Source organism: Rhizobium sp. NFR03 (genome assembly GCF_900111275.1).
In the GTDB taxonomy this organism is placed as follows: Bacteria; Pseudomonadota; Alphaproteobacteria; order Rhizobiales; family Rhizobiaceae; genus Ferranicluibacter.
Genome location: NZ_FOGR01000001.1, coordinates 623833 through 637596, shown reverse-complemented (window position 1 = coordinate 637596; position 13764 = coordinate 623833). Strand labels below are relative to the sequence as shown.

Below are 13764 nucleotides of genomic sequence, written 5' to 3'. Positions count from 1 at the left end.
GATGACGAACACGTTTGTTGCCGCCGAGGCAATGGTCTATGAGGGCCGCCAGGACGACAGACCCACAAGAGACAAGGGAGATATCCATGCTGCGTGACACGATCAACGATGCCCTGAAGACGGCGATGAAGGCCAAGGACGCTCGCCGCGTTTCCACGTTGCGGCTGGTGCAGGCGGCGCTCAAGGACCGCGATATCGCCAATCGTGGCGTAGGCAAGCCGGAAACGACCGATGACGAGTTGCTGCAGATCCTTGCGAAGATGGTCAAGCAGCGTGAAGAATCGGCAAAGGTCTACGAGGATGCCGGCCGGCCGGAGCTGGCGACCCATGAGCGGGAGGAAATCGCCATCATCGCCGATTTCCAGCCGGAGCAATTCTCCGAAGCGCGGGTGAAGGACGTCGTTGCGGCCGCGATTGCCGATGCGCAGGCGGCGGGACCCAAGGATATGGGGAAAGTGATGGCGATCCTGAAGGAGCGGCACGCGGGCCAGATGGATTTCGCCAAGGCATCCGCCGTTCTGAAGAACCTTCTGTCCGGCGCCTGACACTATCTGCTGACACGATGTCCCGCAGTCGATGTCACGATTGCGGGGCTCGCGACAACCATTTGATCTTGCCGTGCCTGTGGATAGCGGTAAGGGACGTCGCGCGCTGTAGCGATACGGCGCGTGAGCGACTATATCGAGTTCATGCGTTTTTCCCCGACCTTTCTCGAAGAGATCAAGGATCGCGTCCCCATTTCGGACGTGATCGGCAAGCGCGTGACCTGGGATCGGAAGAAGACCAACGCGTCCAAGGGTGATTATTGGGCCTGCTGCCCCTTTCACGGAGAGAAGTCGCCGAGCTTCCACTGCGAAGACCGGAAGGGTCGTTATCACTGCTTCGGTTGCGGTGTTTCGGGGGATCATTTCCGTTTTCTGAATGAACTCGACGGGATGAGCTTTCCCGAGGCCGTTCAGCAGATCGCCGATCTCGCCGGTGTCGCCATGCCGCAGCCGGATGTGGAAGCGGAGAAGCGGGACAAGCAGCGTTCGACGCTGCAGGACGTCATGGAGATGGCGACGCACTTCTTTCAGGATCAGTTGCAGACCGCGAACGGCGCGCGTGCTCGCGCCTATCTACGCGACCGGGGACTGACGGGGCGGACGATCGAAACGTTTCGGCTCGGCTACGCGCCGGAAAGCCGTAACGCCCTGAAGGAGCACCTTGCCAACAAAGGCATCCCGCGCGAGCAGATCGAGGCCTGCGGCCTCGTGGTGCATGGTCCTGATATTGCCGTATCCTATGACCGATTTCGCGACCGGATCATGTTTCCGATCCTCTCGTCGCGCGAGAAGGTGATCGCGTTCGGCGGGCGCGCCATGTCGCCGGATGCGCCTGCGAAGTACCTGAACTCCAATGAGACCGAGCTCTTTCACAAAGGGAACGTGCTCTATAATTTTGCTCGCGCCCGCCGGACGCTCGGGGGCGCCGATGGCAACGACACGATCATCGCCGTCGAAGGCTATATGGACGTCATCGCTCTCCACCAGGCGGGAATCGAGAATGCGGTGGCGCCACTTGGTACGGCGCTGACCGAGAACCAGCTGGAACTTCTCTGGAAGCTGACGCAGGAGCCGATCCTCTGCTTCGATGGGGACGGCGCCGGAATCCGGGCTGCCAATCGGGCCGTCGATGTAGCGCTGCCGCACCTCAAGCCCGGTCGATCCGTGCGGTTCGCGCTGCTGCCGGACGGCAAGGATCCCGACGATCTCGTGCGTGAAGAGGGACGAGCGCCGTTCGACCGGGTGCTGGCGGCCGCACGGTCCCTGTCCGAAATGGTTTGGACCCGGGAGGTTCAGGCCGGAAGCTTTGACACGCCGGAAAAGCGGGCGGAACTGGAGGCGAAACTCAAGCAGGTCGTCGGCGTGATTGCCGATGAAAGCGTTCGGCGGCACTACGGGCAGGCCATGCGCGACCGGCTGAACACCTATCTGCGCGGGCCGCAGCGTTCGGGCTTCCAAGGTGGCGGCTTTCAGGGCGGAAACTATTCGCGCGGCGGGGGTGCAGGCGGATTTCAGTCCGGAGGTGGCCAAAGGAGTGGCGGGCAGGGTGGTGGCAGATCCGGCGGACGCGGCGGGTTCGGCAAGGACACCGCGCCGATGCGCAGTCTCGCTGGCGTTTCCGAACGGCTGGCGCGATCCTCGATCGTGTCCGGCGTGCAGTCTCTGCCGCCGCTGAAGGAAAGCGTGCTGGCCCTGACGATCGTCAATCATCCCGACGTGTTGTTTGCCGAGTATGACGAGATCTCCGTTATCGACTACGAGAGCAAGGAGCTTCAGCGCCTCTGGTCCCAGGTCCTGAATGCGGCTGCCGCCAAGGGGCCACGGCTGACGCGCGAGATGCTGGTGGAGAATCTCGAGGCTGCCGGTTTTGCCGGGCTTCTTGCGATGCTCGATCAGCAGGTTCGCTTCGCCCGGCTCTGGATCGCGACGCAGGCGGCCGATCCCGCCGATGCGCTGGAAGGCTATCGGCAGGCTCTGGCGCTGCACAAACGGACGAAGGCGCTTCTCTGGCAGCGTCGCGAGCTGGAGCGCGATCTTGCAAGGGCGACGGAAGACGGCGACGACGAACTGGCAAGTCTTGTCCTGCGCAATCTGGAAGAGGTGCAGCATGAAGTGGAGCGCCTGGAGAATCAGGAGGCGATCATCGAGGGGTTCGGCGTGCTCTCCGGTCGGGTCAAAGGACCGGGCGCGAAATGACGGGTGAATTGTAGAGGTCATTCCCGCGCCTCCCTGTCCTCGCCCTGCTTCGGTTCATGAGAAAACCCTAATTGATATTTTGAACAAAGCAAGAACAAAACGCTTCTCTTTCGTCGCTCTTTCTGTATTCTTTCACTCACGCCAGAGGGGCATGTGGGTCCACTCCGCTGTGATCTTCATGGCGTTCGGCAGCCAGCGCCCTCGCGCCGGCTGGTGGAATCGTGCAGAATGGCTTTCATGACATCTTCTCCAGTGCCTTCTTTTTCCAATCGCAACGACCCGCTTTTCGATCCCCCCGGCGATCCCCGATCTGGCGATCCCTCGGCCGGAAACGCGCGGGATTTCGCGTCGGAGGCAGTCCGGACAACCGGCAAGCCGCCGCTGGATGTTTTGAAATCCGTTTACGGCTACTCCGTTTTTCGGGGACAGCAGGGCGAGGTGGTCGAGCATGTGGTTTCGGGCGGGGATGCGGTGGTGCTGTTTCCAACGGGAGCCGGCAAATCGCTCTGTTTCCAGGTTCCGGCGCTCTGCCGTTCGGGTCTGGGGATCGTCGTGTCCCCCTTGATCGCGCTGATGCGAGATCAGGTGGAGGCGTTGAAGGCGCTTGGCGTTCGGGCGGCGGCTTTGAATTCGTCGCTGTCGCGCGAAGACTTCCTTGACGTGCGGCGATCGGTGCGCGACGGGACGCTCGATCTTCTCTACGTCACACCGGAGCGGATCGTGACAGACGGTTTCCGCGAGATGGTGGCGGGGGTGGAGATCGCTCTGTTTGCGATCGACGAAGCGCATTGCGTTTCGCAGTGGGGTCACGACTTCCGGCCGGAATATCGCACGCTCGGTCAGCTGGCGACGCTCTATCCCGGGGTGCCGCGCATGGCGCTGACAGCGACGGCCGATCCGCAGACGCGCGGCGATATTATCGAGCGTCTTGCGCTCTCCGATGCGCGTGTTTTCAGCACGAGTTTCGACCGCCCGAATATCGCTTACGAGATCGTGGAGCGAGATCAGCCGCGCCAGCAATTGCTGCGCTTTCTCTCTCGACACAAGGGCGCGAGCGGCATCGTCTATTGCCTGTCGCGTGCGAAGGTCGAAGATACGGCGGAATGGCTGAACGGGCAGGGCATCAGGGCGCTCGCCTACCACGCCGGAATGGACCGTGCGGTGCGCGATGCCAATCAGGATGCGTTCTTGAAGGAAGAGAACCTCTGCCTCGTCGCGACGGTCGCCTTTGGCATGGGAATCGACAAGCCGGATGTGCGCTATGTGGCGCATCTCGACCTGCCAGGTTCCGTCGAGGCCTACTACCAGGAGACGGGGCGCGCAGGGCGTGACGGTATGCCGTCGCAGGCCTGGATGGCCTATGGCATGGCCGACGTCATCCAGCGGCGCAAGATGATCGATGAAGGGGGGGCGGCTGACGACATCAAGCGCATCGAGCGTGGCAAGCTCGGATCGCTCCTCGGCATCTGCGAGACGGCCTCTTGCCGGCGACAGGCTATCCTGGCGCATTTCGGTGAACGGCACCCCGGCGGTTGCGGCAACTGCGATACCTGCCTCAACCCGGTCGAGACATGGGACGGGACCGAGGCGGCGATCAAGGCGCTGGCCGCCGTCTATCGAACGGGTGAACGTTTCGGCGCGGGGCACGTGATCGATGTGCTGACCGGCACGGTCAACGAGAAGACGACCCGGTTTGGGCATGCTGATATGCCGGTATTCGGGGCCGGCAAGGAGATTGCGGCGAAGACCTGGCAGTCGATCCTGCGGCAGTTGCTGGCCGCAGGCTTCCTCAGCGTGGATCACGCCGCGTTCGGAGCCCTGAAGCTGGAGCCGGCGGCGCGTGCTGTCTTCAAGAAGGAAACGGAGGTGCGGTTTCGCAAGGATCGCCCGACATCTGCCAAGGCCTCGCGGCACGTCAAAGGCGGTTCACCCGCGCAGGTCGATCTCTCAGCGCGCGATCTCGACCTCTTTCAGGCCCTGCGGGCACTTCGCGCGTCGTTGGCCAAAGATATGAACGTCCCGCCTTATGTCATCTTTCCAGACACCACGTTGATCGCGCTTGCCCGCGAGCGACCGTCGACCTCGGAAGGACTTCTTGCTATCCCCGGTATCGGCCAGTCCAAGCGCGAGCGGTTCGGTATGGCGTTTCTCAACGTTATCTCCATGGCGGACTAGGACGATTCTGATGAACACGGGTTTAAAGGAATTGTCCTAAATCCTTGTTTTAACCGCATTGTCCGACGCCAAAGCGACCCCGCTTCGGCTGGCAATGCTATCGACAGCTAGAGGCGGCCTGATCTCATGAAAACATCCAATCCCGTCCTGCCGCTCGGTTATTCCGCAATCCCTCCAGGCGCGCTGGTCAACGCAGTCACGTGCCTTGAGATGCGAACACCACCTGTTCTGGGAGCGACGCCCGAGAGTAGCGAGTTTTCTCTTCTGAGATGGCCCGTTGACGATCTCGATGGTTATCGAGCACTTTATCGGCGCGTGGGCGAGGACCTTCTCTGGACGTCGCGGCTGGAACTCTCGGACGAGGCTCTTGGCGCTGTTCTCTCGGATCCGCAGGTCGAGATCTATGTTCTGCAAGGCACTGCCGGGCCAGCGGGGCTTCTGGAGCTGGATTTTTCCGTTAAAGGCGAATGCGAGATCGTCTTTTTTGGCGTGGTGGCCGACGTCATCGGCAGGGGTGTGGGCTGGTATCTCATGTTCAACGCGCTGCTGCGCGCGTGGCGTGATCCCGTCGAAAGGGTTTGGTTGCACACCTGCAACTTCGATCATCCCAAGGCGATGGCATTTTATCAGCGGGCAGGTTTTCGCCCCTATGCGTATCTGGTTGAGGTGATCGAAGACCCGCGTGTGACTGGTGTTCTGCCTCGCACGGCTGCGCCGCAAATTCCCCTCATCGTCCCTCCCGATGCAACAGATTTCTGATCTCGATCCATACGGTGCAAGCTCTTATGGGCGATGGTCTTGTCTTGCGGGTGAAAAACCCTACATCTGCCTAGCAGATAGAAACAGCAGGACTGTCGAGCCTTAATTCCGGCGTTTTTCGCCTAATTGCGCTGTTTTCTGCCGGAAGAGCTTGACGTAGCCGAAGAATCTGGGAATCAACCATCTTTGGCTTGGAAGGTTTATTGGATACGGCGGAAACGATCATCATGCAAGTGGTGTTTGGAGCGTGCTGCTGTCGCAGCCGACCGGGATTATCGCGGCAGATGCCGTGGTTAATCGGGAATTAATATCAGCCCGTTAGGTCAGGGATAATGTTCGCGGTGTTGCGCCGGTAGGCGCCCGGGCCACACGGCTCGTCACCGCTCCAACGTGGAATGCTGGTCCAAAGAAAGCGACGAAGAATGGCAACCAAAGTCAAAGAGAACGAAGAAGCCGAATCTGAACGCGACGGCGCAACGGACGGCCCGCTTCTCGATCTCTCGGACGACGCGGTCAAGAAGATGATCAAGGCCGCCAAGAAGCGCGGCTACGTCACGATGGACGAGCTGAACTCCGTGCTTCCGTCCGAAGAGGTGACCTCCGAGCAGATCGAAGACACGATGGCCATGTTGTCCGACATGGGTATCAACGTCGTCGAGGATGAAGAGGTCGACGAGAACGCGTCCGGCGGCGAGGAAGAGGCAAGCGACGACGAGCCCGATAGCGAGGGCGGCGAAATCGCGACCTCCAGCGGCACCGCGCTCGCAACCGCCAAGAAGAAAGAACCGACGGACCGGACGGATGATCCGGTGCGGATGTATCTGCGCGAGATGGGCTCGGTCGAGCTTCTGTCGCGCGAGGGCGAAATCGCGATCGCCAAGCGTATCGAGGCTGGCCGCGAAACGATGATCGCGGGTCTCTGCGAGAGCCCGCTGACGTTCCAGGCCATCATCATCTGGCGTGACGAACTGAACGAGGGCCAGACCCTCCTGCGCGAGATCATCGATCTCGAAACGACCTATTCCGGTCCGGAAGCCAAGGCTGCGCCGCAGTTCCAGTCGCCCGAAAAGATCGAGGCGGACCGCAAGGCCGCCGAAGAGAAGGAAAAGACCCGCCGTTCGCGCAGCAGCGAAGACGACATCACCAATGTCGGCGGCGAGGGCCTGCCTCCGGAGGAAGAGGAAGAGGACGACGACGAGTCGAACCTTTCTCTTGCCGCGATGGAAGCGGAACTGCGCCCGCAGGTCATGGAAACGCTCGACATCATTGCCGAGACCTACAAGAAGCTGCGCAAGCTGCAGGATCAGCAGGTCGAGTTGCGGATGAATGCTGCGACGGGATCGCTCACATCCGCGCAGGAGAAAAAGTACAAGGAGCTCAAGGACGAGCTCATCACGGCTGTGAAGTCGCTGTCTCTCAACCAGAATCGCGTCGATAATCTGGTCGAGCAGCTTTACGACATCAACAAGCGGCTGGTTCAGAACGAAGGCAAGCTGCTTCGTCTCGCCGAAAGCTACGGTGTGAAGCGCGACTCGTTCCTGGAACAGTATTCCGGCAGCGAACTCGTGACCAACTGGATGGAAACGGTCAGCAACCTGACCGGGCGTGGCTGGGCTCCTTTCGTGAAGAACGAAGAGCGCATGATCAGCGCGATCCGTGGCGAGATCCACAATCTGGCGACGGAAACCGGCATCTCGATTTCCGAATTCCGCCGGATCGTTCACATGGTGCAGAAGGGCGAGCGCGAAGCCCGGATCGCGAAGAAGGAAATGGTGGAAGCCAATCTTCGCCTCGTGATCTCCATTGCCAAGAAGTATACGAACCGCGGCCTTCAGTTTCTGGACCTTATCCAGGAGGGCAATATCGGCCTGATGAAGGCGGTCGACAAGTTCGAGTATCGTCGTGGCTACAAGTTCTCGACCTACGCGACGTGGTGGATCCGGCAGGCGATCACCCGTTCGATTGCCGATCAGGCGCGTACGATCCGTATTCCGGTGCACATGATCGAGACGATCAACAAGATCGTTCGTACATCGCGCCAGATGCTGCACGAGATCGGCCGCGAACCGACTCCGGAAGAGCTGGCAGAGAAGCTGGCCATGCCGCTGGAGAAGGTCCGCAAGGTTCTGAAGATCGCCAAGGAGCCGATTTCGCTCGAAACCCCTGTCGGTGACGAGGAAGACAGCCATCTCGGTGACTTCATCGAGGACAAGAACGCGTTGCTGCCGATCGACGCCGCCATTCAGGCGAACCTGCGGGAAACGACGACACGCGTGCTGGCTTCTCTGACGCCGCGTGAGGAACGTGTTCTGCGCATGCGCTTCGGCATCGGCATGAACACGGACCATACGCTGGAGGAAGTCGGCCAGCAGTTCTCGGTCACACGCGAGCGTATTCGCCAGATCGAGGCGAAGGCGCTCCGCAAGCTCAAGCATCCGAGCCGGTCGCGCAAGCTGCGGTCGTTCCTCGACAGCTGATCCGAGCGTTCTGGCGATGATATGCAAACGGCGCCCGCGACAAGCGGGCGCCGTTTTCGTTTATCTTTGGTGGACTTGCGCCGTATGACGCGTATCACGCTCTCTGACGTTGATCCGCCGCGATCTTTGCCTCCATAAAGCGACCTCGGTCCGAGCCTGTATACAGTCGGTGCGAGAGGAGGAGGGACCCCGCGTCCGTTGTCGCATGCACGGTCTTCTTGACCGCAGGCGAGACGCCGCATAAGCTTTGCCTCATGAAACTGATTTGCCCCATGACGACCTGCATCATGACATCCCTCTCGGGATGTGCGGAGCGTTGTCGGGACTGATTGTCTGTTCCAACGTCCGTGCCTCCCTCTCCGAAGGGTGGCCGGTATCGGTTCGCCCTTGACCCTCCAAGGAGCGACCTATGCCTGATCCGTCATTTCCTATCCGTGCTCATGCCGGGCGTCCTGTTCCGGAAGGCTTGAGACTTCGAGCGGCCGAGCACCGCGATGTCGCCGGCATCACAGAACTTTCCAATCTTCCGCTTTATCGTGCGGGTACGCAGAGGTTGCCGTTTCAGAGCGAAGAGGCAACGGCAAGGTGGCTCGGCGCCGGCGGCGAGGCGGCCTCGACGAAGGTGGTTGCGGAACTCGACCGGCGGATCGTGGGATTGGGTGGATTGCACTGCCAGTCCGGGCGACGTCAGCACGTCGCCATCCTCGGCCTTGGCATTCATGATGATTTTCAACGACAGGGCATCGGCGTCGTTCTGCTCGAGGCGCTGCTGGATGCGGCCTTCAACTGGCTGCAGATCCTACGCGTGGAACTAACGGTGTTTTCCGATAATGCAGGCGCGATCGCGCTCTATGAACGGGCAGGCTTTCGACGCGAGGGTGTATTGCGGGCCTATGCGTTCCGCAATGGTGCTTACGCCGATGTTATCGCCATGGCGCTGATGTCGCCGCAACTCGGATGCAAAGCTGCACAGACGGAGACCTGATCGTCATCATCGGTGAGAAGACAGCCAGCAGACGTCCCCTCGCTTGGTGTTACGGCTGAAAGTGCCTATGTCCCTCCCTGTGACATCAGATTCTTCTCACCATCGGTACGACAGACCTCTCTGGGCAGTCATCGCCTCGCTGGTTCTCCACGCGGTTGTCGTTGCGCCGTTTTTCCTGGAACTTCCCCGGAGAACGGCAGAGGCGCCCGTCGAGCCGAGTGTGACCGTCGAGATCGTGCCCGAACCTGAGGTGCCGGAGAAAGCTATAGAGGCACCGAAGCCAGCGCCCGAGCCGGAGAAAGAGGAGGCTGCCTCGGAAAAGGTAGATCGCGCACCGCCTGGGAAAGCCAGGCCGGAACAGTCCGCAGCTTCGCCACCGCCCGGCGCAAAATCGGCTCCGGCCGAGCCAACGCCATCTGCCGCCGCATCGCAACCCTTCGAGGCGTCTGCGGCAGAGGAGCCGGATGCGCCACCGGACCCTCTGGATATGCCGGCACCAAATGGCATGGCCGACGAAGACGAGGCACCGCCACGCGACCCGGCTGCGGAGGCGCCTTCAAAGCTTCCCGATGCCGGGCAGAAACAGGGTACGGCTGCCTCGACGACAACTGCAGCGCCGGTTGCCGAACAGGCGCCGGAGGAGGCTGCTTCGCCAACCTCAACCCCCGCACTTCAGCCGAAGTCGACAGGGGCCTCTCCGGCAGTGCCGCAGATTCTTGCCGGCAAGACGCCATCCGGTGAGGAGGTGTCCTTTCCCCAGGCAACAGCTGAGCCCGCTCCCGAGGCGCCTGCGACAGAGAAGGCGCTTCCGCCTCCACCTGTCGCGCCTCCCGCAAAGCCGGACAGTGAAGCTGCGGAGGCGGCACCAGCCGCTTCATCGCCCGAAAGCGACAGCGACACGCCGATGACGCCGGCCGAGCAGGCGGCATTTGTTCCCGCCACCCCGGTCGTGCCGCAGGCAAAGCCGACACCGTCTCCGGCACCAAAGCCGGCGAAGACGCTCTACTCCAAGAATATCCTGTCGGATCCACGCGTGCGCGGCGCATTGGGCAAGCTGCCTCCAGAGAAGCGTATCGTGCAGATGTGCAGCATCGAGGCCGCCGAGCAGGCGCGACGCGCCAGCGCAGCGTTCACACCGGATCTCGTGCAGAGTTTCGGGAAGAACGGCGGATCGATTACGGCGCAGCATCTCAGCGCCCGCGGCGGTGCTGTCCGCTCTCGCGGGGTGTGGCGTGAGATGACGTTCGATTGTACCGTGAACACCGCGTTCGACGCCGTTACCGCATTTCGCTTTGCGCTTGGCGAAACCATTCCACGCAGCGCCTGGGTAGCACGCGGTCTCGTTGTGGATTGACCGAAAACTCGAAACCCCTTCGGAACATCTCGCCAACCTTCGGCTTCCCCAGCCATCACGAACGGTGTCGTGCGTGGAAGGAGGACGAATGACATATGTCGACGGTTTCATCGTGGCCGTGCGCCGGGATCGGCTCGATGCCTATGCTGACTTGGCTCGAACGGCCGGCGCGATATGGAAGGCGCACGGGGCACTCGATTACGTGGAATGCGTGGGTGACGATCTTCCCTATGGTAAGGTAACCTCGTTTCCCCGGGCCGTGCAGGCCGCCGCGGACGAGGTCGTCATCTTCGCCTGGATCGTCTACGCCTCCAAGGCAGACCGGGATATGATCGTGCCCAAGGTCATGGCGGACCCTCGACTGAAGATCGACCCCGGCGCCATGCCCTTTGACGGGCAGAGAATGATCTATGGTGGGTTCAATACGCTTGTTCACGTGTAGAGTGCGTGCTCGCGCAGATGATGGAACGACCGGGAGATGTCATGCCACAGACCACACTCATCGTCTCGACCCGCGGCGCCGGGCTCTATGAGTTCACCGGCGAGGTGCAGGCTTTTGTACGACAGTCAGAGGTCGAGGAAGGCCTTGCAACAGTGTTCGTCCGGCACACCTCATGCTCGCTGCTCATTCAGGAAAATGCGGATCCGGACGTGCGACGGGATCTCGACATGTTCTTCTCGCGTCTCGTTCCCCCGTCCGATGATCCGTCCATGCGGTGGGTCGTTCACACCGACGAGGGCCCGGACGATATGCCGGCGCACATCAAGGCGGCGCTGACCGCCGTATCGATCGGTATTCCCGTCTCGGCGGGACGCCTGGTGCTTGGCACGTGGCAGGGCCTGTATCTCTTCGAACATCGTCAGCGTCCGCATCGGCGAGAGATCGTGCTTCATCTCGGACGATAGAATTCGGTGCGTCATTCCAGCGCTTGACATCGGCCGTTCTCGTATCATTGTTTCCGAGGAGTGTTTGCTTTCACAGCGCTGTAAGCCGACGAAGAGGGAGGAGTGATGACGGACGTGCAGACGATTGCCCAGCGCTTCATGGAGGCTCTGAACCATCGGGACTTCGAGACGATCGCGGGGTTTCTGGACGAGGATGCGGCGCTCGATACCCTGACCGGGCAACGTGCCATCGGCTCGCATCCGCTACGTCTCGCGATCATGAGTTATTTCCGGCATTTCGACGAGGAATTCGTCGATATGGTGCCGATGCGCGACCAACTCGGCCAGCGCGTCGCAGTGGATGTCACGGCGCGGGGACACTACCGCGAAAGCATGGCGGGATTTCCGGCTGCGACAGGCCAATCCTACTCGATCCCGAGCGTCTTCGTCTTCGAGTTCGACGGACCGAGCGTGACGCGCCTCACGCACTACCGCAACATCCGCATCTTCGAGCAGCAGCTGCTGCGGTAGAGCCCCTTGTGATCTCTCAACCTCGCTGAAGACACGTCTGGTCCTTGCTCCTCTGCATGTCGCTGTGGAGAAACCACGACGCGCTCCTGTATGACGTATTCCCGGGAGCCTGCGCTACCGGGAGACGTAGGCCGGTGCCTTTTCAACATGAACGGTTCCTGAATGTGCGATTTTACCTACATTCAGCTTCCCCGCGCTAAAAAGGAATCCTTCGCCTGATGATGGCGAGCAACAGATGAACGCCTCGCGGAAACGCGAGTTCGCTCCAGAAGATCGAGGAACGCTCCATGAAAACCATGATCACCCGACTTGCCGTTGCCGCGCTGATCGGCGTGTCCGGCCTTTCTGCCTTTGCCGGCACCGCTTTCGCCGACCAGATCCGTCTCGGCCTTCACTCCGGCTCCGTTGTCGATGTTCAGTATCGCGACGAGCGTGACTGGTCGCGAAACCGCCACGATCGCGATCGCCGGGACTGGGGTCGTGACCGCCGCGGTCGTTGTGCACCGTGGCTTGCTGCGGACAAGGCCAGCGCCTACGGCCTGCGCCGCGCCCGCGTCGTCGATGTTACCCCGCGCCGGGTTGTCGTCGAGGGTCGTTTCCGCGGCGGCTTCCGTACAGTGACCTTCGCAAATGTGCGGGGATGCCCTGCTTTGGGCCGGTAATCGCACAGAAATTCTCGTGGCCGCGTGACAAAAAAGCCTGTCTGCTTCGAACGGAGCAGGCAGGCTTTTCCTGTCATTGTATGAAGTCCAAAACAGCGCGGCCAGCGTCGGCTGCTCCGAGCGAGCGATGCCGGCAGAAGGGACGGAAACTGCGTCCACCAAGGTAGAGCGACGAGCTGCAATGAGCCCGTCGCTCCAGATATCCTCAGGGATCGATTGCGAAGGTCACGTTCACCGTGACGTTGTAGCTGTTTTCGCCATTTGCGATAGGAACGGACACTTCGGCCATGTCTTTTGCCATGGCGCGGGCCATGGGCATAGGTTCGGGGCGACCGGCATTCTCGTTGATTTCGATGACCCGTCCAAGCTTTACGCCTGCGGCTTCGGCAAGCGTTCGTGCCTTGGTGACCGCATCGGCGACGGCTGCCTTACGGGCTTCGCTCAGGGTAGCTTCAGGCTTGTCGTTCGTAAACTGAATGCTGCCACCCTGATTGACGCCGAGAGTGACGGCCTGATCGATGATCGCGCCCAGCTTTGCAATCTCGCGCAGGCGTACCGTCAGGGTATTGGCGACCTGATAGCCGATAAGGGTCGGGGGCTCGCTGCCATTGTTGTTTTCGGGATAACGGTATTGCGGATTGACCGCGAAGCCGGAGGTCTGGAGATCCCGGTCGGCGATCCCGCCTGTGCGCAGGGCACCCAGTACATCTGTCATGGCTTTCGAATTGCCGTCCAACGCTTCCCGCGCCGTCTTGCCATCCGTCACCACGCTGAAGGAGAGGATCGCCATATCCGGCGCTACGGCCGCACGCCCTTCGCCATTGACCTCGATCACCGCTTCACGATGCGGTGGCGGTGGTGTCTGGGCGAAAGCGGGCAGGGCCGCCGTGGCCGCCACGACAAGTGCGAGCACGGGTGCGAAACCAGCCGGAAGGGCAGGGCGCGGGCGGAGCGTTGACATCATATCGGGTTCTTTCTCTTCATCTATTTCGTCCCTGCAACCTTGTTGCGGACCGAATGTGAAGGGAATACGGCGGTGTCTTGTGACAATCCCGAAATTCCGCTAAAGCCATCTCGCGGAGGCCACCATTGACCTCCACAAACGGCACCGCCGTCAGGGCCTGTAGCTCAATGGTTAGAGCCGGCGGCTCATAACCGCTTGGTTGGGGGTTCGAGTCCCTCCGGGCCTACCACC

General features: G+C 61.2%; 12 protein-coding genes and 1 tRNA gene. 12 read left to right on the top strand and 1 reads right to left on the bottom strand.

Features of this window, described 5'->3' with window-relative positions:
• Positions 1–86 precede the first annotated feature (86 nt).
• From BSG19_RS02985 to BSG19_RS02930, 11 genes are all read left to right on the top strand, one after another.
• Complete coding sequence (locus tag BSG19_RS02985) at positions 87–545, top strand: GatB/YqeY domain-containing protein (RefSeq protein WP_092984696.1); 459 nt, start codon at positions 87–89, stop codon at positions 543–545.
• Between the two features lie 144 nt (positions 546–689).
• Positions 690–2741: a DNA primase gene (gene dnaG / locus BSG19_RS02980; protein ID WP_092985534.1), complete on the top strand. Its 2052-nt coding sequence runs from the start codon at positions 690–692 to the stop codon at positions 2739–2741.
• Positions 2742–2978: 237 nt separating this feature from the next.
• Positions 2979–4916 carry a DNA helicase RecQ gene (recQ, locus tag BSG19_RS02975; RefSeq protein ID WP_092985532.1) on the top strand — a complete coding sequence of 646 codons (1938 nt, stop codon included), beginning with the start codon at positions 2979–2981 and terminating at the stop codon, positions 4914–4916.
• A 126-nt stretch (positions 4917–5042) separates the two neighbouring features.
• The gene (locus BSG19_RS02970; protein WP_092984694.1) at positions 5043–5675 is read left to right on the top strand and encodes a GNAT family N-acetyltransferase; all 633 of its coding nucleotides are present in this window, start codon (positions 5043–5045) and stop codon (positions 5673–5675) included.
• Positions 5676–6097: 422 nt separating this feature from the next.
• On the top strand, positions 6098–8152 hold the full coding sequence (gene rpoD / locus BSG19_RS02965) for an RNA polymerase sigma factor RpoD (protein ID WP_092984692.1): 2055 nt from the start codon (positions 6098–6100) through the stop codon (positions 8150–8152).
• A gap of 409 nt (positions 8153–8561) precedes the next feature.
• Entirely contained in the window at positions 8562–9137 is a 576-nt protein-coding gene (locus tag BSG19_RS02955) for a GNAT family N-acetyltransferase (protein ID WP_092984688.1), read from the top strand.
• Positions 9138–9357: 220 nt separating this feature from the next.
• Complete coding sequence (locus BSG19_RS02950) at positions 9358–10491, top strand: DUF930 domain-containing protein (RefSeq protein ID WP_170865841.1); 1134 nt, start codon at positions 9358–9360, stop codon at positions 10489–10491.
• A gap of 88 nt (positions 10492–10579) precedes the next feature.
• Entirely contained in the window at positions 10580–10933 is a 354-nt protein-coding gene (locus tag BSG19_RS02945; RefSeq protein ID WP_092984684.1) for a DUF1428 domain-containing protein, read from the top strand.
• A gap of 41 nt (positions 10934–10974) precedes the next feature.
• A complete protein-coding gene (locus BSG19_RS02940) occupies positions 10975–11397 on the top strand; it encodes a secondary thiamine-phosphate synthase enzyme YjbQ (RefSeq protein ID WP_092984682.1) in 423 nt (140 codons plus the stop codon).
• Between the two features lie 105 nt (positions 11398–11502).
• The gene (locus tag BSG19_RS02935; RefSeq protein ID WP_092984680.1) at positions 11503–11907 is read left to right on the top strand and encodes a nuclear transport factor 2 family protein; all 405 of its coding nucleotides are present in this window, start codon (positions 11503–11505) and stop codon (positions 11905–11907) included.
• Positions 11908–12194: 287 nt separating this feature from the next.
• Positions 12195–12569 carry a hypothetical protein gene (locus BSG19_RS02930; protein ID WP_092984678.1) on the top strand — a complete coding sequence of 125 codons (375 nt, stop codon included), beginning with the start codon at positions 12195–12197 and terminating at the stop codon, positions 12567–12569.
• A gap of 205 nt (positions 12570–12774) precedes the next feature.
• Here BSG19_RS02930 and BSG19_RS02925 read toward each other — a convergent pair whose 3' ends face one another.
• Entirely contained in the window at positions 12775–13533 is a 759-nt protein-coding gene (locus tag BSG19_RS02925) for an SIMPL domain-containing protein (RefSeq protein WP_092984676.1), read from the bottom strand.
• Positions 13534–13686: 153 nt separating this feature from the next.
• Between BSG19_RS02925 and BSG19_RS02920 the strand changes: the two genes are divergently transcribed.
• Positions 13687–13762: transfer RNA gene (locus BSG19_RS02920), tRNA-Ile, on the top strand.
• The last annotated feature ends 2 nt before the right edge of the window (positions 13763–13764 follow it).

What these genes read in the sequence shown, in the direction of transcription:
- BSG19_RS02985 (WP_092984696.1), top strand. Translation starts at nt 87, where the DNA reads ATGCTGCGTGACACGATCAACGATGCCCTGAAGACGGCGATGAAGGCC.
- dnaG (WP_092985534.1), top strand. Translation starts at nt 690, where the DNA reads ATGCGTTTTTCCCCGACCTTTCTCGAAGAGATCAAGGATCGCGTCCCC.
- recQ (WP_092985532.1), top strand. Translation starts at nt 2,979, where the DNA reads ATGACATCTTCTCCAGTGCCTTCTTTTTCCAATCGCAACGACCCGCTT.
- BSG19_RS02970 (WP_092984694.1), top strand. Translation starts at nt 5,043, where the DNA reads ATGAAAACATCCAATCCCGTCCTGCCGCTCGGTTATTCCGCAATCCCT.
- rpoD (WP_092984692.1), top strand. Translation starts at nt 6,098, where the DNA reads ATGGCAACCAAAGTCAAAGAGAACGAAGAAGCCGAATCTGAACGCGAC.
- BSG19_RS02955 (WP_092984688.1), top strand. Translation starts at nt 8,562, where the DNA reads ATGCCTGATCCGTCATTTCCTATCCGTGCTCATGCCGGGCGTCCTGTT.
- BSG19_RS02945 (WP_092984684.1), top strand. Translation starts at nt 10,580, where the DNA reads ATGACATATGTCGACGGTTTCATCGTGGCCGTGCGCCGGGATCGGCTC.
- BSG19_RS02940 (WP_092984682.1), top strand. Translation starts at nt 10,975, where the DNA reads ATGCCACAGACCACACTCATCGTCTCGACCCGCGGCGCCGGGCTCTAT.
- BSG19_RS02935 (WP_092984680.1), top strand. Translation starts at nt 11,503, where the DNA reads ATGACGGACGTGCAGACGATTGCCCAGCGCTTCATGGAGGCTCTGAAC.
- BSG19_RS02930 (WP_092984678.1), top strand. Translation starts at nt 12,195, where the DNA reads ATGAAAACCATGATCACCCGACTTGCCGTTGCCGCGCTGATCGGCGTG.
- BSG19_RS02925 (WP_092984676.1), bottom strand. Translation starts at nt 13,533, where the DNA reads ATGATGTCAACGCTCCGCCCGCGCCCTGCCCTTCCGGCTGGTTTCGCA.